Origin of the sequence: Rhodococcus sp. WY5, from assembly GCF_018588185.1 — a bacterium.
Taxonomy (GTDB): domain Bacteria; phylum Actinomycetota; class Actinomycetes; order Mycobacteriales; family Mycobacteriaceae; genus Rhodococcus_F; species Rhodococcus_F qingshengii.
Map to the genome: position 1 here is coordinate 3012722 of NZ_JAAMPR010000001.1, position 20375 is coordinate 3033096.

Here is a 20375-nt window from a genome sequence, read left to right on the forward strand (position 1 = left end):
GAAGTTGTTCAGTTTTGCAGCGGTCCCAGTTCGTTGTCGAGAACTTCCTGCACGACACGCATCGCCGCCAGCCCCGCCGGCGCGCCGCAATACGCGCTCGCGTGGATCACGGTTTCGACGATCTCGGTGCGCGTCAATCCGTTTCGCAATGCCCCACGTACGTGGCCTTTGAGTTCGTTCTCGGCGCGCAGCGCGATCAGCATCCCCAGATTGATCAGACTGCGACTGCGGCGATCGAGTCCGGGACGCGTCCATACAGAACCCCAGACGTTGGCCGTCACGAAGTTCTGCAGTTCTTCGCTGTCCGTTCCCCGGGTGCGCTCGAAGGCGGCGTCGACGAAATCGGCCCCCATGACTTCGGTGCGCACAGCCAATCCGGCGTCGAAGGAGTCAGGCGTGGTGTTTTCGGACATGGCAGGTTCGCTCGCTTTCGGCAGGTGATTTCAGGCCGGAGCAAGCCTACTTCGTGTCCCGGTCCCGACGACTGCGCGGCCGACCGCGGTTACCACGCCCCACGCGACGTCTCGCAGACTGAAGTAGTCCCGCCAGACGCAGACCTTGCCGTCGCGCAGTTCGAAAGTTCCGCATACCCAGAACTCGATGCGCAACGGTCCGACAGTGAGGATGTCGGTGCGTTCGGTGAGCACCGTGGACTCGTCGCCGACGATGTGGTGCATCTCCGCCTCGAATTTCAGTGAAGGCTTGGTGACCAGACGAAGCGCTCGCACGACGGTCTTCTTGCCTCGCAGGGTGGGGAGCGAGACGTTCTGCCAGACGATGTCGTCTGTCATCAATTCGGCTGCGGCGTCCACGTCGAAATCGGTGAGGGCCGCGAACATTGCGTTCACCGTGGCTGTCGAACTACTCATGGGGTGTCCTTGGCTGATTATTCGGCCGGTGTTGCCCGGATGAAGGTACCGAGATGATCGTGATCGAAGTACTCCAAGGTTAGCGAGTTTCCGTCGAAGGTGGCCTTCGAGACCGTCCCGGCCGGTGCGTTCTCGCCGCTGAGCGGGAACGTGAAGGTGTTTCCGTCCCAGTGGGTCAGAGGGTACGTCGCGGCCGCGGGACCCATGGTCAAGGTCAGCGCACCGTTCTGCTGCGTCACGAGCGCGGGACCCCAGTACGGATTGCCGTAGTCGCCGGTCAATTGGTCTGTCGGTGGCGCGGGAGCGGGGGAGGCCGGCGGCGTCTTCCCGGCAAGTTCGCCCTCAGGGTCGGCTTGTGAGGCAAAGGACGCTTCGTACAGCGGGCGCCACTCGCGGGTGATCTTCCCGAACTGCACCAGATCGGCGAATTCGGCGGTCAAGGTCTCTGCGACGCCGGTAGGCGTGCCGTTGGTCAGAACGACTATGCCGACGTCAGCGGAGGGAATCGTCACGAAATTGGTCCCGGCACCGAGCAGGAAGGCGCCGGAGTGGCTGGCGGTCACACGGCCTGCCGCGCTGTCGGAAACGTTGAACCCGTAGCCGTAGAAGCCGGAGCGTTCCCCGATTTCCTGCGCATGGCGCGAGACGATTTCCGGGTTGACTGCGGGCACGAGCGCCTCCGTCTGAACGACCTGCTGCCCCTGATACCGACCGCCCGACAGCACCATGTCCAACCACTTGGCCATGTCGTTCACCGAGGAGCTGACTCCACCGGCGGGGGATTGGGCGTCGGCGTCCCGAACCGGCCCTACCTTGTACTTTCCGTCCTCGAGGATGTGGCCCACTGTTCGATTTTCTCGGGCTTGGTAATCGGCGAACCGCGAAGACGTCGACGTCATACCGAGCGGACCGTAGATCGTGTTCTGCGACAGCGTTTCCCAATCGGTGCCCGCCGCGGCTGCAACGGCCTCCGCACCGGCAGTGACGCCGAAGTTCGTGTACTCGTATGTGATTCGGAAGGGATTGAGCGGTAGTTGGCGAAGTTTTTCGAGCACCTGTGCCCGGTTGTAGCCCAGGTCCTCCAGCCCGTCGCCGGCGTGGTCCGGTAACCCCGACCGATGCGTGTAGAGATCGGAGATCGTGAGGTGGTCGGTCACCCACGGATCGGCAAGCGCAAACTCCGGCAGTTTCGAGATCACCGGAGTGTCCCAGTCGACGGTCCCGATTCCGACTTCGTGGGCGACCACCGTGGCCCCGACCGATTTCGACACCGATGCCAGTTGGAACACGGTGTCGGCATCGACGGTGGCGCTCTTACCCGACTCGCGAACCCCGAATCCCTTTGCGTACACAGTCTTACCTCCGTGCACCACGGCCACCGCCATGCCGGGAACACCGGAACTTGCCATGAGGTCGTTCGCGAGGTCGTCGAGCTTCCCGACCGCGTCGTCGATTTGCCCGTCCGGGATCGGCACCCCGGCGTCGAGACCCGGGCTGGCGTCGCTGACGACCGGCCCGGGCGCCGAGGTGGTGTCTGAATCGGACGAGCATCCGGCGAGCAGGGCGACCGTCAGTACTACCGGAACCGCCGCTGCCGACAGTCGCGAGCTGTTTCTACTGGTGATGGACACGAGATTCTCCCTAGCAGGGTTGTCGTCGGTACCACTCGGTCAACCCAGTATCGGGGAACGGCGGGCTGATATTGGGACAAATCGGGAAACCTTGTAGCTACTTCGGGGTCTTGGTTGTCAGGCTGCCGAGAATGGAGCCTTCCGTGACCGGCTTCCAAGGGAGCAACAACGCGACCAGCAGAGCGGTGATCAATGCTGCTCCGACCGTGAAGTACGACGCGATGGCGAAACCTTCCAGGCATGCGGTCTTCATCGTGTAGATCAGACTGTCCTTCTGCTGCTCGAAGAGCGGACTGATGTCGCGGGAGCGGATCTCGATGACGCTGAGCACGGACTCACGAGCGAAGCCTTTCTCCTGCGCCGACATCACGGCGTCGGGAATGGCGTCGACGATCGGAGCCACCTTGGACGTGTAGTACGAGGCGACGATCGAACCGATGACGGCGACGCCCAGGGTCCCGCCGAGCTCACGCGTCGTGTCGTTGACTGCCGAACCTGCGCCCGCTTCGTCGAGGGGCACCGAGGACATGATGGAGTCGGTCGCCGGTCCCTGGACAATTGCGAGGCCCAGACCCATGAGGACCATCGAGATCACGACGGGTCCGAGGTAGGGCGTCTCGACGGTCGTCCGACCCGCCAGGAACATCCCGCCGCTGAGTACCAGGAGGCCGAACACCATCACTGCAGTCGTGCCGAGTTTCTGTGCCGCCAAGGTGGCGACTGGGGCGCCCACGGCGACAGCTGCAGCGAAAGGCAAAGAGTGGATGCCGAATTCGAGCGGCGAGTACTCCCGAACGCCCTGGAAGTACTGCGTGATCAGGAACAAGAATCCGAACATGCTGAAGTAGCTGACAGCAATAGCCAAGGCGGGGAAAGAAAACCGCCGGATTCGGAAGAGATTCATGTTCAGGATCGGCGCGTCGGTGCGCAGTTCCCACGCTACGAATGCGGCCAACAACACTGTCGCAGAGAGGTATCCCGTGATGCTGAATGTCGAGACCCATCCGCGATGTGGTGCGTCGATGATGGTCCACACCAGAATGACGATGCCCAGTAGCGACAAGATTGTTCCGACGAAATCGAATCGGCCGACGTGGAGCGCCTTCGATTCCGGAACAACCAGCAGCACACCCACGATGACCAACAATGCTGCCGGAACGTTCATCCAGAACACCGAGTGCCAGGAGAAGTGCTCGAGAAGCCAGCCGCCTGCAGTCGGGCCGATGGCAATCGCGAAGCCGGCCATTGCGGTCCAGGCCGCGATGGCGATGGCTCGTTCTCTGGCGTCGGTGAAGATGTTGGTGATCATGGCCAACGTAGCCGGAAAGACCGCTGCGGCAAAGACACCCATGGCGGCTCGCGCCATGATCACCTGTTCGAGGTTGGAAGCCAAAGCGCCGACGAGCGACATCGCACCGACGCCGATCAAGCCGATGATCATCACTCGGCGGCGTCCGAAGCGGTCACCCAGGTGGCCGAAAGTGAGTAGGAACCCGGCGAAGGTCAACGTGTACGCGTCGACGATCCACTGCAGGTCGCTGACGCTGGCGAACAAGTCGACGCTCATCGTCGGCAGTGCGACGTTGACCACTGTGTTGTCCAGCACGACAAGGAGTTCGGCGAGGCAGATGAAGATCAGCGCAGTGAATCGACGGGACTTGGTCATCATGGGCGCCGAGGGCGCCGGTGCAAGTGTGTGAGACATGTTTGTACGCCATCTCTGCTCCTGCGCGGACGGCAGCAGCGGTTGGAAGAAAGAGGGTTGGTCAGCTCGGGGCCGAGACCAGAGCCTTGAGGTGAGCGCCGATGCGATCGAGAGGCGCCGTGGTGTGCTGAGCTTTTGCCATCAGCGTCGCGCCTTCGATTGACGCGATCACGACGGTTGCCCATTGTGCTGCAGTCTCGGACGGCTGTCCCTGCTGCCAGAAGAACGATGTGAGAAGCGATTCCCACGAGGTGAAGGATTCGCCCGCAGCAGTTAATGCCGCTGGCGTCGACGCGCCCTCCACTGCCGCGGCTGCGACCGGACAGGAGGAGGTGAAATCGCTCTCTACCAAGCTGTTTCGAAATATCGTGACAACCGCGTCGATGATCTCCGGTGGGGAAGACTGAGCGATCATCGAACTGATGGCGGCACTGACGCCCCGGCCGAAGTAGGCAACTGCTTCGCCGGCCAGCTGTCCTTTGCCCTCGGGAAAGTAGTGGTACACCGACCCGCGGGGAGCTCCCGAGCGTTCGACGATCTCGGTGAGCGAGGTCGTCGCGATCCCGTGTTCCCGGAAGGCATTGATGGCGCCGACCAGCATCAGAGTGCGGGAATCGGAGTCGGCCATCCCGCCATCGTATGCAATCGCAGTGCTGTTCGAATCATCTGGTGCCGCTGATTCTTTTGGTGCTCCCCACTTGCGACGCGCTGCGGCGATCGGACAACGCGCCTGCGGGCCGGTCATGGCAACGAGGCGTCTCGAGGTGTGTTCATCACTGCCTCCCAGTATGTCGATCGGTATAGGAACGAATCTGAGACTAGATGTAACCGACAGACACAGTCAAGTGTTGTGTGCAGGTGGTGGGTATTGATGGAGATTCTTAGTGGCAAAACTGCCCGAACAGTGGTTATATCGTGCGGTATAGAGCTGTTGCTTCGAGCACCAGCTTCGGAGGAGAGGAAACGGCATGCCGGTACCGACGTCAGTTGCACGAAAACGAAGAATCGAAGTCGCAGTCGGGAAGTATTTCGCCAATCCGCTGGTCACCGGATTGAATCGGATCGGTTTGATGCCGTCGTTGATGACCGAGATCGAGACGGTTGGACGCCGAACCGGTCTGACCCGCCGAGTGCCCGTTGCGATCACCTACGACGGTGACGAGGCGTGGGTCATTGCGCAGCATGGCACCGGCGCGGGGTGGGGTGCCAATATCTCTGCGACGCCGAAGGTTCGGATCCGTCGCCGCGGCGAGTGGGTGGACGGACAGGCCCAGATCATGCCGGACGACGACGTGCCGGCGCGGGTGAAGACATTTGCGTCGGGGAAGATCAGATCGGCGCTGACGGCCTCTGCCTTTCGCGGATTGCAGACCGACCCGGTCAGTGTTCGCATCAAACTCGCACTCGATTCGTCAACCGATTGAATCAACGGGAGTTGAAGTGGTCGGTGCGGAATGACCCGGTGCGTTCTCGTCGTTGACGAATGCAGCGGTGGCGCGATCGCCACTGCACACGACGAAGGAGCAGGGTCATGCGCATCGGAATCATCGGAGCCGGTCAGATCGGTGGCACGCTCACACGTAGGCTCGCTGCGCTCGGTCACGACGTGCGCGTCTCGAACTCGCGGACACCGGACACGCTTGCAGAACTGGAAGCCGAGACGGGTGCGAAGGCAGTCCGCAGCACCGAGGCCGCCGAGGGTGCTGAGCTGGTCATCGTGAGCATTCCGCAGAAGAACGTGGTTGATCTACCGGCGGGGATCCTCAGCGGTGCGGTCGCCGGTGCCCCGGTCATCGAGACCAACAACTACTACCCGCAACAGCGTGACGGTCTGATCTCGGCCATCGAGGACGGGCAGACCGAAAGCGGATGGGTGCAGGAGCACCTGGGTGTTCCGGTATTCAAGGCGTTCAACGGAATCTGGTGGAAGCATCTCCTCGAGAAGGGCCTTCCCGAAGGTGCAGAGGGGCGCATTGCGCTACCCATCGCCGGCGACGACGACGCGAACAAGCAGGTCGTCTTCGATCTGATCAATCAGTTGGGCTTCGATCCCGTCGATGCGGGAACGATCGACGATTCCTGGCGTCAGCAGCCGGGAACTCCCGTGTACGGCAAGGACTTCGATCGCGAAGCGACGCTGAAGGCATTGGCTGAGGCGAGCCCCGATCGCACCGACGAGTGGCGGGCAACCGCTGCGGTGTGAGTGCAAGGGTGGCGGTTTCCGAAGTGGAAACCGCCACTCTTTTGTTTGTTCAGTCCTTGACCTTCGCCATCGCCAGAACGTCGAGACGCTTGTCGAGTTCTTCCTCGCTCAGCTTGTCCGGGACGAGTCCGCGCTCGATGACGACCTGACGGATCGTCTTCTTCTCCTTGAGTGCCTGCTTCGCGACGGCTGCGGCTTCCTCGTAACCGATTGCCGAGTTGAGGGGCGTCACGATCGACGGCGACGATTCGGCGAGCGTCTTGAGGTGCTCCTCGTGCGCGACCAGTCCGCTCACGCACTTGTCGGCGAACAGTCGAGAGACGTTGGCCAGCAAGGTGAACGACTCCAGCAGGTTGCGAGCCATGACCGGGATGTAGACGTTGAGTTCGAAAGCTCCGGCTGCGCCGCCCCACGCGATGGCGGCGTCGTTTCCGATCACCTGAGCCGCAACCTGAGTGGTTGCCTCGGGCAGGACCGGGTTCACCTTTCCGGGCATGATCGAGCTTCCCGGCTGCAGATCGGGGAGTGCGATCTCGCCGAGCCCGGTCAGCGGACCCGATCCCATCCACCGAATGTCGTTGGCAATCTTCGTCAGTGAGACGGCGATGGTCCGCAGCGCGCCCGATGCCTCGACCAGTCCGTCACGCGCGGCCTGCGCTTCGAAGCTGTTCTTCGCCGGAGTCAGCGCGTCGACGCCGGTCGACTTGACCAGTTCGGCAACAACTTTGGGGCCGAATCCATCCGGAGCATTGAGACCGGTGCCGACTGCTGTTCCGCCGATCGGCAGCTCGCCGAGGCGGGGGAGTGTTGCGTTGACGCGCTCGATGCCGGCCTCGATCTGACGTGCGTAGCCGCCGAACTCCTGACCGAGCGTGACCGGCACAGCGTCCATCAGATGGGTGCGCCCGGATTTGACGACGGTCTTCCACTCGGTCGCCTTCGTGGCAAGCGCAGCATGCAGATGTTCCAGTGCCGGAACAAGATCGGTGACCGCTGCTTCGGTAGCTGCGACATGCGTGGCGGTGGGGAAGGTGTCGTTGGAGGACTGCGACATGTTGACGTGATCATTGGGATGTACGTCCACACCGGCGGCCTTCGCGATGGATGCGATGACCTCGTTGGCGTTCATGTTCGAACTGGTTCCCGAGCCGGTCTGGAAGACGTCGATGGGGAACTGATCGTCGTGCTTGCCTTCGGCGATCTCGTTCGCGGCGGCGATGATTGCGTCGGCCTTGTCCGCGTCGAGGAGTCCGAGGTCCTTGTTGACCTGCGCACACGCTGCTTTCAGCAGGCCCATTGCGCGGATCTGGGTGCGCTCGAGCGGGCGCCCGCTGATCGGGAAGTTCTCGACTGCACGCTGGGTCTGTGCTCGCCACAGTGCGTCGATGGGCACCCGAACTTCGCCCATGGTGTCGTGTTCGATTCGGAACTGTTGATCGTTGCTCTCCGTCATGGCTCCACATTGCCACTTTTCGAGAGCGGGTAGGGGACTACGTCCCCCGTGAGCGGTTGAGGAGTGCAGGGACTCCCTAACCACTCACGGGGCGGAGCCCATCAGAACGTCGGGGGAACCGCGCCCTCTTCGCCGTCGAAGTCGACGGAGCTGTACTCGCGCAGCTTCTCGAGACGGTGGTACGCGTCGATCATGCGAACGGTGCCGGACTTGCTACGCATCACGATGGACTGCGTGCTGGCGCCGCCGCCGTAGTAGCGGACGCCGCGCAGGAGGTCACCGTCGGTGACGCCGGTGGCGCAGAAGAAGACGTTCTCGCCCGAGACGAGATCTTCGGTGGACAGGATCCGATCGAGATCGTGACCGGCGTCGATGGCCTTCTGACGCTCTTCGTCGTCGGTGGGGGCCAGCTTGCCCTGCAACGATCCACCCATGCAGCGCATGGCTGCTGCGGCGATGATGCCCTCTGGCGTTCCGCCGATGCCCACGAGCATGTCGGTGCCGGACTCCGGACGCGCTGCGGCGATCGCGCCGGCAACGTCACCGTCGGAGATCAGACGGATACGAGCGCCGGTGTCGCGAACGTCCTGGATCAGCTGGTTGTGACGCGGGCGGTCCAGGATGCAGATCGTGATGTCGGAGACCGACGCCTTCTTGACCTTGGCTACGCGCTTGATGTTCTCGGCGATCGGTGCGCTGATGTCGATGACATCTGCGGCATCCGGCCCGACAGCGATCTTCTCCATGTAGAACACGGCCGACGGATCGAACATCGCGCCGCGCTCGGCAACAGCCAGAACAGAGATTGCGTTGTGCATGCCCTTGGACATCAAGGTGGTGCCGTCGACCGGGTCGACGGCGAAGTCACAGTCGGGGCCGTCGCCGTTTCCGACCTCTTCGCCGTTGAACAGCATCGGCGCTTCGTCCTTCTCGCCTTCACCGATGACGACGATGCCGCGCATCGAGACTGACGAGACGAGCTGACGCATGGCGTCGACGGCTGCTCCGTCGCCGCCTTCCTTGTCACCGCGGCCTACCCAGCGGCCGGCAGCCATAGCACCGGCTTCGGTGACTCGGACCAATTCGAGTGCGAGGTTACGGTCCGGGGTCTCACGATGAGTGCTGCTGGCCGTCATGTGCGGTGCCTCCTGGCGCGGTCGCGGTCGACGGGGTGTGTCGACGCAGTGGTTTCTTCAGGCGTCATTGTCCCAGATGGGAGCGGCTACGTGCGCTGTCGGGTCGCCGCAGAGACGTTTTGTCTCGCTCGAGGGGGACCGGGAATCGTATCTACTGCGGAGTACCTGGATACTGGGGGTGTGGCATCGAAGAAACCCCGCATTCTCGAAGACAACAAAGACATGGTCTGGTCTCTCGTACCGTTGGTGCTGTTCTGCATCATCATTGCGGGCATCGCCAGCCAGTGCACGTTCAGTCCTGGCGGCCCGACGCAGGGGCCTATCCCGAGCGTCGACGTGGACGCAGCTCTGAACTACGACGCGAAGGAACTCGGATTTCCCATCCGTAATCCCGGTGTTCCGGACGGGTGGACTCCGAACTCCGGCAGTCGCAAGATCATCTCCGGCGACGGCGGCGGAGATTCGAGCACTGTGGGATTCATCACGACCAGTGGTCGCTACATCCAGCTGACACAGAGCAACGCCGAGGAATTCCCGTTGGTGTCACATGTTGCCGGTGGACAGCGATTCGCGACCGGAGTCGAGACCGTCGGTGCCGATACGTGGAACGTCTTCGGCGGCGAAGGTGTCGAGGCGATCTGGGTCACGGACGTCGGGGATGTTCGCCTGTTGCTCACGGGCGCGGCGACGCCGGAAGAGTTCCGGATTCTTGCCGAGAAGGTCGGCGCAGCGCAGCCGATCACGCCATAGGATTTGCGGTCGGAGCGGACGTTACTCGTCCGCTTCGGCCAGAGCCTTTTCGACGCGGGCCCTCGCGCCGGCCAAGTGCTCTTCACAGCGCTTGGCCAACGCTTCGCCTCGCTCCCACAGTGAGAGTGACGCGTCGAGGTCCAGACCGCCCTGTTCGAGAATCTTCACGACGCTCACCAATTCGTCGCGGGCTGCTTCGTAGCCGAGTTCGTTGATGTCGGTGTCGGTGGCGTTGCTCATTTTTCTCTTCCCATCACTGCGGCGCGAACGGCGCCGTCTGCAAGTCGAACTCGAATCTGGGTACCGGGTGGCGCGTCCTCGACCGAGCGCAGAACCTCCGGATCGCCGTCGGCGACAACACGTTGCACGACTGCGTACCCGCGGGCCAGCGTCGCGGCGGGGCCCAGCGTGGTGAGCCGGGCGCGCAGATGCTCGATCGTTCGGGACTCGGTGTCGATCAACCGAGTCACATCGCGTCGTCCGGCGGCTTGGAGCCTTTCGACCTCCTCGGCGCGACGGTCCACCGCGAGCAGCGGCGATGCCATGACCGGTCGAGTGCGCAACTGTTCGATCAGATGAGACTCACGCTTGACCCAGCTGCGCAGTGCCGCAGCGCTGCGGTCACGCAGATCCGCAACCAGGGCAGCTTCCGCAACCGCGTCGGGTACGACGCGCTTGGCCGCGTCCGTGGGTGTGGCTGCGCGCAGGTCGGCGACGTGGTCACTGAGCGGGCTGTCCGGCTCGTGTCCGATGGCACTGACGATGGGCGTCGTGCAGGCCACGATGGCGCGGCACAGCGCTTCGTCGGAGAACGGCAGGAGATCCTCGACGCTACCGCCGCCGCGAGCGAGGATGATGACGTCGACTACCGGGTTGGCGTCGAGTTCCTTCAGCGCTTCGATGATCTGGGGAACAGCAGTCGGGCCCTGAACCGCGGTGTTACGCACTGCGATGGCAACTGCTGGCCAACGACGATGGGCGACTGAGACGACATCCTTCTCGGCCGCACTGGCTCGGCCCGTGATCAGGCCGATCGTGCCGGGCAGAAACGGAAGCGGCCGTTTGAGCCGCGGATCGAACAAGCCCTCGGCGGCGAGCAAGGCGCGCAGTCTCTCGATGCGGGCAAGCAGCTCACCGATACCCACGGCGCGAATCTCGGTGACACGCAACGACACCGTTCCGCGTCCGGTGTAGAACGAGAGCTTGCCAAACATCACGACTCGCGAGCCCTCGGTCAACGGCACCGGGGAGTTGTGCAACAACTGCGGTGAGCACGTGATCGACAGCGACATGTCTGCCGACGGATCACGCAGGACGAGAAAGGCCGTTCGGGTGCCGGGGCGTGCATTGATCTGGGTGATCTGACCTTCGACCCAGATACTGCCGAGCCGATCGATCCAGCCGGCGACCTTGGCGGAAACCGTGCGGACCGGCCACGGCTGCTCAGCGCTACTGGCGCCGGACGATCGCTGCGATGAAGCGGGGGGCGTTGCGGAAGTCACTTTGCCTTGGCTGTGGTGATGCGGTTAGTGAGCATGGTCTGGAACGGTGCGCGAGCGAGCGTCGCATTCTCGTAGTCCAGGACTGCGGTCAGCTCGTCGATGCTGAGCGTCCGGATGCGCGCACGGAGCTGTGCGAGTGTGAGGTTGGGGTAGTCGAGTTCGGTGACGATCTCGGGCTCTTCGGCAGGTCCGTCCGTCGTAGCTGCCGTGGATTCGGACTCGGCGACGGGTGCGGGTTCCTCGATGGGGGCAGTCGGCTCGAGCGAGTAGAGCGCGAAGCGACCGGCGTTGGTCGGGGTGTCAGCGGTGGTCGATCCGGTGGAAGGCGTCGGGTCAGCAGGCGCATCGACGTCTTCGTCGAAGACCGCCCACTCGGGCTGTTCGTCCTCGGAAGACCAGTTGATCAGTGCAAATGCCTGATCGCCCTTGATCGCCAGCGAGGTGATCGACTGCTGCACGCGCATGCTTGTCTGCAGCATCTGGCTCACGGCGGTCATCGGCAGGGCGACGGCGGTGGTGGGCAACTTCTTTGCCTCTTCCATCGCGGTGACGGCGAGTCCCGCGGCAACGCGCGCCACGAACGGTGGTCGGATCATTCCCACAGCTTGCCGCAAAGCTCCGACAATCGGTAGCCGACTTGCCTGTGACGGCCGTACTCGTTTACTTCGGAACCTTCGATCGGAGCCCGAAACCGAGGTGTTCACGTTTGCCGGAGTGTCTCACGTTCGAGGTGCCAGTAGGCTGGTCACATGTCTTCGGCTGTTCCTCTCAATCTCGGTATCGCGCACTCGGCTGATTCGCCGTCCACCCGCAAGGGCAGCGCCAAGCGCGTGCTCCTCGCCGAGCCTCGCGGCTACTGCGCCGGCGTCGACCGCGCGGTCGAGACCGTCGAGAAGGCCCTCGAGAAGCACGGCGCACCCATCTACGTGCGTAAGGAGATCGTCCACAATCGCCACGTCGTCGAGACGCTCGAAGATCAGGGCGTGATCTTCGTCGACGAAACCGACGAGGTTCCCGAGGGATCGTTGCTCGTGTTCTCGGCGCACGGTGTGTCGCCGGCCGTCCACGACTCGGCTGCCGGGCGGAACCTGCGAACGATCGACGCGACGTGCCCCCTGGTCACGAAGGTGCACCAGGAAGCGAAGCGATTCGCCCGCGACGATTACGACATTCTGCTCATCGGCCACGAAGGCCACGAGGAGGTCGAGGGCACCGCAGGTGAGGCTCCCGATCACGTCACCATCGTCGACGGCCCGGATTCGGTCGACGCGGTCACGGTTCGTGACGAGTCGAAGGTCATCTGGCTTTCCCAGACCACACTGAGCGTCGACGAGACGATGCAGACCGTCGCGCGCCTGCGTGAGCGCTTCCCCAATCTGCAGGACCCGCCGTCCGACGACATCTGCTACGCCACGCAGAACCGTCAGGTCGCGGTCAAGGCGATGGCTCCCGAGTGCGATCTCGTGATCGTGGTGGGTTCGCGGAACTCGTCCAACTCGGTTCGCCTGGTCGAGGTCGCGCTCGGGGCGGGCGCTGCCGCGTCGTACCTGGTCGACTACGCCCGTGAGGTCGATCTCGCGTGGCTCGAGGGTGTCCAGACAGTCGGCATCACGTCAGGCGCATCGGTACCCGAGGTGCTCGTGCGCGGCGTGATCGAACTTCTTGCCGAGCACGGATACAACGACGTTCAACCCGTCACCACTGCCAACGAGACTCTGGTGTTCGCCCTTCCCCGTGAATTGCGAGCAGCGCGCACGTCCTGAATCAAGAAAATGCGGGGCACCTTCCATCTGGAAGGTGCCCCGCATTTTTTGTGCTACCGGGCGCGTCTGTTCAGGGCTCTTCGCGATCGCGGTACCGAACTCGCGGCGGCGGATACGCGGGAAGATCGACTCCGGGTGGGCGGCGGCGAGGGGGCAGCGGCGGCGATACGTCGTCACCCGAAGCGAAGAAGGGCTCCATCCGCTCCTCACGTCTGGGCGACGGAGTGGGCTCGGGCGCCCGGCGGCGACCGTACGACGGGTAGTCGTCGTCTGCCACGGGCCGACTGTCGGGCTGGGGGCGACGCGTAGGCGGTTGGTGCGTGCGATCGACCCTGGGTGGCTGAGGGCTTCTCCGAGGCGGCAGCGGACGCTCGTCCTGGATCGGCTCGCGCCTGGGGGTGCTTCGGTAGGCGGGCTGCTCGTCCACCTCGGGGGCGCGGCGACGCGGGGGCCCGGGGACGGGCGCGTCCGAGACTCTGCGTCGACGCCCGGTCTCGGGTGCGGGTTGTTCTCGCGTGGCAGCCGCAGAGGAGTCACGAGTGGTGGCCGCCGAGCGGCGGGAGCGGGTCGAGCGCGCGGGCCCGGTGGGGCGCTGATTGAGCAGGAAGTACCGGAAGCCACCGATGATCAGCACGACCACGGTTGCGGCCAACATGATCGGAAAGCGGTTGACCAACGGGTACGCGATGTTGATCGCGATATCGCGCAGCGCGGTGCTGTTGTCCTTGCCGATGAGCGTGTGCCCGATCGGCACCGCAGCGAAGAGCAGCAACGGCGGTTGGGCCATCGCGGTGAAGAGGGCCTTGTTCGAAGCGGCAACCACAGCGAAGAGACAGCCCAGGAAGTAGAACGTCGAGAACACCGCGGTGAGCTCTCCGCCGCCTCCGGTGGCATCGATCAGTACGCCGACGGCGGTCACACCGGCAGCAAGCAGGATCACTCCCCACCAGGGCAGGCCGGGGACGGTCACGATGAGCGATCGCTTGTCCAGCGGTACCCCGGAGCGAGCACGTTGGGTTGCAGACACATAACGACATTAGCGGTTCTTGCGTTGTCGGCCGTGTTTGTGCGGGTCGTGGCTGGCGCATTTATCGACGCGATGGCGCGATGGTTTCGGGTTCTTCGCCAAACGAACCGGACGGATTGTGTGCAGGGTCACCGGACGCTCGTGGGTTGGGGCACACCGACGAAGCCGTCAGCGTGGGAGATCGGCGGTGTCGGTGGGCTGCTCTACCGTCGGATTCATGAAGATTCTGCACACCTCCGATTGGCATATAGGTCGCACCTTTCACGGCGTCGATCTGCTGGCCGATCAGGCGAGTGTGCTCGGTTCCATCGCAGATTCCGTCCGCGAATACGGAATCGACGTCGTGGTCGTGCCGGGGGACATCTACGACCGCTCGATTCCCAGTTCCGACGCGGTCACCGTGTGCAATCGAGGCTTCGAGGCAATCCGGGCGGCGGGGGCGGTCATCGTCGCGACGTCCGGCAATCACGATTCCGCGGTGCGGCTCGGAGCCGGGGCATCCTTTGCCGCTGCCGGCGGCTTGCACTTGATCACCCGAGTCGGCCAGATCGGTACTCCGGTGATGCTGAGCGATCAGTTCGGGCCCGTCGCCTTTTACGGGATTCCGTATCTCGAACCGGAGATCACGCGCGTCGAGTTGGACGTGCCCCGGGCTCGTACTCATTCCGACATCCTCGGAGCGGCCATGTCGCGTGTTCGGCGAGACCTCGCCGAACGAACAGCTACCGATCCGTTGACTCGGTCGGTACTGCTCGCCCATGCCTTCGTCGTGGGCGGTGAGGCGTCTGAATCGGAACGCTCCATTTCGGTCGGCGGAGTGGAGACCGTCGCAGTGGGCGAATTCGACGGCGTCGACTATGTCGCCCTCGGACACCTGCATTCTCCGCAGATGCTCTCGGAGAGTGTGCGGTACTCAGGTTCACCGTTGCCGTATTCGTTCGGTGAGCGCAGCCACCGCAAGGCTGCGCTTTTGATCGAACTCGACGCAGCCGGTCTGTCGTCGGTGCAGCGCCTCGATCTTCCGGTGATTCGGGGGCTGAGCCAGGTGACGGGAACTCTCGAGGAACTTCTCACCGAGTCGAAGTATACCGATTCCGAGCAGTGCTACGTCTCCGCTTTGCTCACCGACCCGGTTCGTCCCGTCGATGCCATGAGGCAGCTCCAGGCACGTTTCCCGTTTGCCGTTCACCTCGAATGGCAAAGGCCGGAAGGACAATCGGATCTCAAGTATCGCGACGCGGTACGGGGTCGAACCGACATGGAGATCGCCCGCGGCTTTGTCTCGGCCGTGCGTAGTGACCCGACCGAGCGGGAGGTCACGTTGATGGCCGAAGCGCTCAGCGCTGCCGCGCGCGCCGAGGAGTCCACGGTAGAACTGAGTGAAACCGCGTGAGGCTGCACAAACTCGAAGTCAGCTCTTTCGGGCCCTTTGCCGACACTGTCGAGGTCGACTTCGACCGATTGGGTGCAGACGGGCTGTTCCTTCTGCACGGCGACACCGGTGCAGGCAAGACCACGATCCTCGACGCGGTTGCGTTTGCCCTGTACGGGCGGGTGCCGGGTGCGCGCAACGAGGGCAAGCGATTGTTGTCCGATCACGCGCCCGCCGGTTCGGTGCCGCGCGTGGAACTCGAAGCGACCATCAGTGGTCGCAGAATCAAACTTGTTCGTAGTCCAGAGTATTCGCGTCCGAAGAAGCGCGGGACCGGTTCGATCACAGAGAATGCAAAGGCCACACTGACGTGGTTGGACGGCCGCGGCGAGAATCTTTCGCGCATCCCTGACATCGGTGACGAGATCAACCGCCTCATGGGCATGAGCGCTGATCAGTTCTTCCAGGTGGTGCTCTTGCCGCAGGGTGAGTTCGCCAAATTCCTGCGTGCCGAGAGTGACGAGCGAGGCAAACTGCTCGAGCGTCTGTTCGACACCAAGCGTTTTGTCTCCGTCGAGGCATGGTTCGACGCCAAGCGAAAGGCAAGTGCGACCGCGCTCGCGGCAAGGGAGCAATCCGTGCGGCTGCTGCTCGCGAAGGTCGAGACAGCTGCGGGACTCGAGGTAGGCGCCGAGGCACACCCACTGGAATGGTCGCGCAAACTCCTCGCCGAGGCTCAGGACACCCGCGATACAAGTCTTGCGGAGCTGGTGACCGCGAAAGATGCAGCAGCCGAGGCTAATCGGGTGCTCACCGTTGCGCAGCGAACCGCAGATCTGGTCGCTCGCCGTAATCGTGCGACCGCTGAACTCGCAGCATTCAATACGGGCGCCGCCCAAAGAGCTGTGATCGGCGCTGAACTCGAGACCGCCAAGCGCGCACTGCCGGTGGCCGCTGTCGCCGGCGATGTGGACGCTGCCGGCTTGCACCTCGCTGCCGCACTCGAATCGATGACCGCAGCGATGTCGACCTACTCCGCAACGGGCGGTCCGGAGATTTTCGTGCCGGAGGTGTGGCCACCCACCGACGACGAGCGTCAACGCGTCGTAGCTCGGATCCGGACCTGGCGTGACGAGATCGTTCGCCTGGACGCAATGGCGGAGGATGCCCGCAGAGCCGATGCGGCAGAAGCCGAGATCGAGAAACTCGGAGTTCGGCGAGACGCTCTGTCCGAGCGCATCGATGCCATCGCGGTTGAACGCACTCAACTGCCAGAAATGGTGCGCTCGGCCGGCCAACGACTGGAGGATGCGCAACGCGCGCACGCGGCTCTGCCCGGCCTCGAAGCTGCACTGGCCAAAGCATCGGATGCTGCGGCAGCGGCTCATGAATTCGTCTCTCTGCGTGCGCAAGCCGAGAAGATTCGTGTGCAGGTGTTGGATGCGCGCGACGCCCATCAGAGTGCTCGCGGGCGCTGGCTCGACCTCGTGCAGAAGCGTATCGAGGGCATGGCTGCGGAGTTGGCGAGTTCACTCGCGCCCGGTGACCCATGCCAGGTGTGTGGTTCGCGTGAACACCCTGCGCCGGCGCAGTCTGATGTCGTGACGGTCACCGAGCCCGATCTGGAAGTCGCGTCCGCAGCCGAGCGTGCGGCTGAGAAAGCCCTGAGCAAGGTAGTCGACCGCCAGGTAACCGTCGACCGTGACATCGACCGGGTGATCGCCCGCGGCGGGGACGGCGACGTCGCAGAACTCGACAGGCTCCGCGCCGCGGCTCGGAACGCCGTTGACGAGGCGACCCACTCTGCCGGTCAGGTTGGAGAGTTGGCCGACAAGCTCGGGCATCTCAACGAGCGTGACGGCGAGCTGCAACAGGAATCCGCTTCTATGACGGCCGAATTGGCGGCACTGACCGAGCGTACGACGACTCTGTCGGCCACGGTCGAGCAGATTCGAGCGGCGATCGTCGCCGCGGTGGGAGAAGATTCGACCATCGCTGCTCAGCGCTCGCGGTTCGAAAGGCTTGCCTCCGCTGCCTCGGCGGCGTCTGAGATGCGTGACGACGCCGTTCGTGCGCAGGCGCGATCGGCGGAACTGTCGACCAAACTGGCCGCTGCGGCGGCCGCTGCTGGATTCGATTCGGTCGAGGCTGCGATCGAAGGGGTGAGATCGCCGGCCCGAATCGCAGCGATCGAAACGGAACTCGCCAAAGCACGCGACCTCGAGGTGGCCGCTCGGACGGTCCTCGACGACCCCGAGGTCGTTGCGGTGAGCGAAGTCGAGACAGTCGACGTCGACGGTCCTCGCGAGCGTGCTCTTCAGTGCGCCGAGGTGGTGAACTCGGCTGTTGCAGCTGCTTCCCTGGCCGAGAACCGTGTGTCGGATCTCGAACGGTTCAGCGGACAACTCGAGAAAGCATACGAAGCGGTTGCACCTGAGCGGGAACTGCACGACGAACTCGCTGCTCTCGCCGACGTGATCGCCGGTAAAGGGCAGAACAGTCGCAAGATGTCGCTGAGGGCTTATGTACTCGCGTCGCGGTTGGAAGAGATCGCGGTGTCGGCATCGGTTCGGCTGCAGCGGATGTCCGGGGGCAGATACGAGTTCGTGCACAGTGACGAGGCAGGTTCTCGGGGTCGCCGCGGCGGTCTGGGGCTCGACATCCGGGACGACTTCACGGGTGTCGTTCGCTCGGCGAAGACGCTCTCGGGCGGTGAATCATTCTTGGCGTCATTGTCTTTGGCTCTCGGACTTGCCGATGTGGTTGCGGCGGAGTCCGGCGGAATCGTTCTCGACACGATGTTCATCGACGAAGGATTCGGCACTCTCGACGCCGACACCCTCGACTCGGTGATGGCTGTGTTGGATGAGCTTCGCGACGGTGGACGAGTGGTGGGCATCGTCAGTCACGTGGACGAGATGAGGCAGCGAATCCCGAGTCGCCTGCACGTCATTCGCGGACGTGCAGGCTCCTCGGTGAAGGTGATCGCGGGCTGATCAGGCCTTTTTGTTCTCTACCTCTGACTCGGCGTCGTCGTCTTGATCCTCGAGGATGTCCGACGCATCGCCGGCGGGCATCGGCTCGTTGTCGCTTGCGCGTTCGTCGATCTGCTCGCCGATGTACCGGATGACAACTGCTGCCACAGCGGCGACGGGCACTGCGAGGAAGGCGCCGACGATGCCGTACAGCGAGCTACCGGCGGCCACGGCAAGCAGCACGATGACGGCGTGGAGTTTCATCGACTTGCTCTGCAGCACAGGCTGAAGGACGTTTCCTTCGATCTGCTGAACGGCCAGGATGATGATCAACACGATGATGGCGGTGGTGAGACCGTTGGCCACCAGCGCAACCAACACGGCCAGGGCGCCGGCGACAAAGGCACCGACGATCGGGATGAAGCCACCGATGAACGTGAGAATTGCCAGCACCGGTGCCAGCGGGACCCCGAGTATCAGCAGTCCGGCGCCGATGAAGACCGCGTCGATCAGACTCACCAGTGCTTGTGTCCTGATGAATCCGCCGAGCGTGTCCCACATGCGGGTGAGGACCTCTTCGAGATGCCGACCGGCGCGGCCGCCGCCGACAGCGTGGAGCCAGGGGATGAACCTCGGTCCGTCCTTGATGAAGAAGAAAGCGAGAATCAGGACCAAACCGAGCGTGACCAACAACGAGCTCGCTGTGCTCACGCCGCTGAAAACGCCTGAAGCGATGGCGGTTCCACTTTCCTGCACCTTGGTGATGACGGCATGGACGGCGTTGTCGATCTGGTCGTCCTTCAGGTTCAGCGGCGGACCCTGGAGCCAGTCCTGAACCTGGTTGATGCCCTCGGTGGTCTTGTTCGCGAGCTCGGGGGCCTGGCTGACCACTGACGGAACGATGCCTGCGATCACACCGGCCAGGATTCCGATCGAGAGCACCAGGGTGATGCCGGCTGCCGCGGCCGGTGGCATACCGCGCTTGATCATGCCGCGGGTCGGCGGCCACATGACTGTCGCAACAACGATAGCCAGAGCCACCGGCAGGATGATGACCCAGAGCTTTTCGATCAGCCAGCCGAAAATCCAGGCGCCCAGCGAAATCGACGCCAACACCAACGACCATTTTGCGAGCCACATACCCCCTTGCCCGATGATCTCGCCGCGGTCGCGCTTGCGCACCCCTGCGGACGTCCCCTTGTCTTGCTCGCTCACTGATCGTCCTTTCCGTCGGCGCAGGGATCTCCTCGCCGATGTGCGAATCCGGTGATCTAGCTGAGCTGATCGTAACGACTGCATGCGATAACTCGTGTGTTGCGCTGCAATACTGTGTTTTGAAGCATGCTGATCGGACTAACATTTCCGTCATGAGAATCGCAGCAGCAGTCGGGGCAGCAGCAATCGTCGTTCTCGGGCTCACCGCGTGTAGCACCGAGGATCAGGACAACGCGCAGAACAAGATCAGCGAGGCAGTCACGAGCGGGCAACAGGCGCTCGAGACGGCGAAACAGTCAGCGGGCAACGCCATCGATCAGGGCAAGACGGCGCTGTTCGTCGCCACGTTCCGTGGGGCTTACGCACCGTTGGCGGAGAACCGCGACGACGCAGACATCGAGGAGATCTTGACGACCACGTGTACCGAGGTCGCCAACGGCACGGACGAGGCGGAGGTCAAGACCAAGATCACCGACCTGGCCGAGAACAACGGCAACAAGCCCACCGACGAGCAGGCCGGCCACATTTACGAACTCGCGAAGGCCACCTGCCCCTGACCGGATTCAGCAGCAGCGGGCGCCTGGGTTGGCGTCGGCTGCTGCGTGTCGGCGGCGCCAGAACTCTCGTTCGCTGATCACCGGTGAGTTGGCGTGGTGGCGTCGGGTGTGCTCGACGTAGCGCTGATAGTCGAGATCACCCATCACCGAGCGAACCCACCACAGCGTTCCGCGGAACGCTGTGGTGAGTTTTGCCGTCATGGTCGCCGTCGTCATG

The 20375-nt window shown here is 63.5% G+C and carries 20 protein-coding genes; 7 read left to right on the forward strand and 13 right to left on the reverse strand.

The window, feature by feature from the left end:
* Nucleotides 1–8 precede the first annotated feature (8 nt).
* The 5 genes from G4D79_RS14165 to G4D79_RS14185 form a co-directional block, all read right to left on the reverse strand.
* The gene (locus tag G4D79_RS14165) at nucleotides 9–413 is read right to left on the reverse strand and encodes a carboxymuconolactone decarboxylase family protein (RefSeq protein WP_003945227.1); all 405 of its coding nucleotides are present in this window, start codon (nucleotides 411–413) and stop codon (nucleotides 9–11) included.
* A gap of 30 nt (nucleotides 414–443) precedes the next feature.
* Nucleotides 444–869, reverse strand: a complete 426-nt coding sequence (locus G4D79_RS14170) for a limonene-1,2-epoxide hydrolase family protein (RefSeq protein ID WP_007726363.1) — start codon at nucleotides 867–869, stop codon at nucleotides 444–446.
* 17 nt (nucleotides 870–886) lie between these two features.
* Nucleotides 887–2500, reverse strand: coding sequence for a serine hydrolase (locus G4D79_RS14175; protein WP_099698613.1), 1614 nt, complete (start codon nucleotides 2498–2500; stop codon nucleotides 887–889).
* A gap of 97 nt (nucleotides 2501–2597) precedes the next feature.
* Nucleotides 2598–4169 carry an MFS transporter gene (locus tag G4D79_RS14180; protein ID WP_047270321.1) on the reverse strand — a complete coding sequence of 524 codons (1572 nt, stop codon included), beginning with the start codon at nucleotides 4167–4169 and terminating at the stop codon, nucleotides 2598–2600.
* A gap of 97 nt (nucleotides 4170–4266) precedes the next feature.
* The gene (locus G4D79_RS14185; protein ID WP_003945239.1) at nucleotides 4267–4833 is read right to left on the reverse strand and encodes a TetR/AcrR family transcriptional regulator; all 567 of its coding nucleotides are present in this window, start codon (nucleotides 4831–4833) and stop codon (nucleotides 4267–4269) included.
* Between the two features lie 340 nt (nucleotides 4834–5173).
* On the opposite strand from G4D79_RS14185, the gene G4D79_RS14190 reads away from it, so the two are divergent.
* Nucleotides 5174–5629 (forward strand): nitroreductase family deazaflavin-dependent oxidoreductase, encoded by a 456-nt coding sequence (locus G4D79_RS14190; protein ID WP_099698612.1) that lies wholly within the window; start codon nucleotides 5174–5176, stop codon nucleotides 5627–5629.
* 59 nt (nucleotides 5630–5688) lie between these two features.
* Nucleotides 5689–6408 (forward strand): NADPH-dependent F420 reductase, encoded by a 720-nt coding sequence (locus tag G4D79_RS14195; RefSeq protein ID WP_082900865.1) that lies wholly within the window; start codon nucleotides 5689–5691, stop codon nucleotides 6406–6408.
* Between the two features lie 49 nt (nucleotides 6409–6457).
* Here G4D79_RS14195 and G4D79_RS14200 read toward each other — a convergent pair whose 3' ends face one another.
* Together G4D79_RS14200 and glpX are read right to left on the reverse strand one after the other, a co-directional pair.
* Complete coding sequence (locus tag G4D79_RS14200) at nucleotides 6458–7861, reverse strand: class II fumarate hydratase (protein WP_003945220.1); 1404 nt, start codon at nucleotides 7859–7861, stop codon at nucleotides 6458–6460.
* Between the two features lie 101 nt (nucleotides 7862–7962).
* Entirely contained in the window at nucleotides 7963–8997 is a 1035-nt protein-coding gene (glpX, locus tag G4D79_RS14205) for a class II fructose-bisphosphatase (RefSeq protein ID WP_099698611.1), read from the reverse strand.
* Between the two features lie 180 nt (nucleotides 8998–9177).
* Here glpX and G4D79_RS14210 point away from each other — a divergent pair, with 180 nt between their 5' ends.
* Nucleotides 9178–9747, forward strand: a complete 570-nt coding sequence (locus G4D79_RS14210) for a DUF4245 domain-containing protein (RefSeq protein WP_099698610.1) — start codon at nucleotides 9178–9180, stop codon at nucleotides 9745–9747.
* A 21-nt stretch (nucleotides 9748–9768) separates the two neighbouring features.
* On the opposite strand, the gene G4D79_RS14215 is transcribed toward G4D79_RS14210, so the two are convergent.
* From G4D79_RS14215 to G4D79_RS14225, 3 genes are read right to left on the reverse strand one after another with little or no spacing between them, the layout of a single operon-like run.
* Nucleotides 9769–9987, reverse strand: a complete 219-nt coding sequence (locus G4D79_RS14215) for an exodeoxyribonuclease VII small subunit (protein ID WP_003945276.1) — start codon at nucleotides 9985–9987, stop codon at nucleotides 9769–9771.
* Nucleotides 9984–11249 (reverse strand): exodeoxyribonuclease VII large subunit, encoded by a 1266-nt coding sequence (xseA, locus tag G4D79_RS14220; RefSeq protein WP_007726351.1) that lies wholly within the window; start codon nucleotides 11247–11249, stop codon nucleotides 9984–9986. The genes G4D79_RS14215 and xseA overlap by 4 nt, the downstream gene beginning before the upstream one ends.
* Complete coding sequence (locus G4D79_RS14225) at nucleotides 11246–11845, reverse strand: lipid droplet-associated protein (RefSeq protein WP_030536251.1); 600 nt, start codon at nucleotides 11843–11845, stop codon at nucleotides 11246–11248. Before G4D79_RS14225 ends, xseA begins: the two co-directional genes overlap by 4 nt.
* A 153-nt stretch (nucleotides 11846–11998) precedes the next feature.
* Here G4D79_RS14225 and G4D79_RS14230 point away from each other — a divergent pair, with 153 nt between their 5' ends.
* Nucleotides 11999–13012 carry a 4-hydroxy-3-methylbut-2-enyl diphosphate reductase gene (locus G4D79_RS14230; protein WP_099698609.1) on the forward strand — a complete coding sequence of 338 codons (1014 nt, stop codon included), beginning with the start codon at nucleotides 11999–12001 and terminating at the stop codon, nucleotides 13010–13012.
* A 70-nt stretch (nucleotides 13013–13082) separates the two neighbouring features.
* On the opposite strand, the gene G4D79_RS14235 is transcribed toward G4D79_RS14230, so the two are convergent.
* Nucleotides 13083–14039 carry a DUF6542 domain-containing protein gene (locus G4D79_RS14235; RefSeq protein WP_042448843.1) on the reverse strand — a complete coding sequence of 319 codons (957 nt, stop codon included), beginning with the start codon at nucleotides 14037–14039 and terminating at the stop codon, nucleotides 13083–13085.
* A gap of 217 nt (nucleotides 14040–14256) precedes the next feature.
* Between G4D79_RS14235 and G4D79_RS14240 the strand changes: the two genes are divergently transcribed.
* On the forward strand, nucleotides 14257–15432 hold the full coding sequence (locus tag G4D79_RS14240; RefSeq protein WP_099698608.1) for an exonuclease SbcCD subunit D: 1176 nt from the start codon (nucleotides 14257–14259) through the stop codon (nucleotides 15430–15432).
* A complete protein-coding gene (locus G4D79_RS14245; protein WP_099698607.1) occupies nucleotides 15429–18407 on the forward strand; it encodes an AAA family ATPase in 2979 nt (992 codons plus the stop codon). Before G4D79_RS14240 ends, G4D79_RS14245 begins: the two co-directional genes overlap by 4 nt.
* Here G4D79_RS14245 and G4D79_RS14250 read toward each other — a convergent pair whose 3' ends face one another.
* Nucleotides 18408–19601 (reverse strand): AI-2E family transporter, encoded by a 1194-nt coding sequence (locus G4D79_RS14250; protein WP_003945249.1) that lies wholly within the window; start codon nucleotides 19599–19601, stop codon nucleotides 18408–18410.
* A gap of 152 nt (nucleotides 19602–19753) precedes the next feature.
* On the opposite strand from G4D79_RS14250, the gene G4D79_RS14255 reads away from it, so the two are divergent.
* Entirely contained in the window at nucleotides 19754–20158 is a 405-nt protein-coding gene (locus G4D79_RS14255; protein WP_003945253.1) for a hypothetical protein, read from the forward strand.
* A gap of 6 nt (nucleotides 20159–20164) precedes the next feature.
* On the opposite strand, the gene G4D79_RS14260 is transcribed toward G4D79_RS14255, so the two are convergent.
* Nucleotides 20165–20374 (reverse strand): YbdD/YjiX family protein, encoded by a 210-nt coding sequence (locus tag G4D79_RS14260; protein ID WP_099698606.1) that lies wholly within the window; start codon nucleotides 20372–20374, stop codon nucleotides 20165–20167.
* Between the last annotated feature and the right edge of the window lies 1 nt (nucleotide 20375).

What these genes read in the sequence shown, in the direction of transcription:
- G4D79_RS14185 (WP_003945239.1), bottom strand. Translation starts at nt 4,833, where the DNA reads ATGGCCGACTCCGATTCCCGCACTCTGATGCTGGTCGGCGCCATCAAT.
- G4D79_RS14180 (WP_047270321.1), bottom strand. Translation starts at nt 4,169, where the DNA reads ATGATGACCAAGTCCCGTCGATTCACTGCGCTGATCTTCATCTGCCTC.
- G4D79_RS14230 (WP_099698609.1), top strand. Translation starts at nt 11,999, where the DNA reads ATGTCTTCGGCTGTTCCTCTCAATCTCGGTATCGCGCACTCGGCTGAT.
- G4D79_RS14170 (WP_007726363.1), bottom strand. Translation starts at nt 869, where the DNA reads ATGAGTAGTTCGACAGCCACGGTGAACGCAATGTTCGCGGCCCTCACC.
- glpX (WP_099698611.1), bottom strand. Translation starts at nt 8,997, where the DNA reads ATGACGGCCAGCAGCACTCATCGTGAGACCCCGGACCGTAACCTCGCA.
- G4D79_RS14255 (WP_003945253.1), top strand. Translation starts at nt 19,754, where the DNA reads ATGAGAATCGCAGCAGCAGTCGGGGCAGCAGCAATCGTCGTTCTCGGG.
- G4D79_RS14215 (WP_003945276.1), bottom strand. Translation starts at nt 9,987, where the DNA reads ATGAGCAACGCCACCGACACCGACATCAACGAACTCGGCTACGAAGCA.
- G4D79_RS14195 (WP_082900865.1), top strand. Translation starts at nt 5,689, where the DNA reads ATGCAGCGGTGGCGCGATCGCCACTGCACACGACGAAGGAGCAGGGTC.
- G4D79_RS14225 (WP_030536251.1), bottom strand. Translation starts at nt 11,845, where the DNA reads ATGATCCGACCACCGTTCGTGGCGCGCGTTGCCGCGGGACTCGCCGTC.
- G4D79_RS14190 (WP_099698612.1), top strand. Translation starts at nt 5,174, where the DNA reads ATGCCGGTACCGACGTCAGTTGCACGAAAACGAAGAATCGAAGTCGCA.
- G4D79_RS14200 (WP_003945220.1), bottom strand. Translation starts at nt 7,861, where the DNA reads ATGACGGAGAGCAACGATCAACAGTTCCGAATCGAACACGACACCATG.
- G4D79_RS14240 (WP_099698608.1), top strand. Translation starts at nt 14,257, where the DNA reads ATGAAGATTCTGCACACCTCCGATTGGCATATAGGTCGCACCTTTCAC.
- G4D79_RS14165 (WP_003945227.1), bottom strand. Translation starts at nt 413, where the DNA reads ATGTCCGAAAACACCACGCCTGACTCCTTCGACGCCGGATTGGCTGTG.
- G4D79_RS14260 (WP_099698606.1), bottom strand. Translation starts at nt 20,374, where the DNA reads ATGACGACGGCGACCATGACGGCAAAACTCACCACAGCGTTCCGCGGA.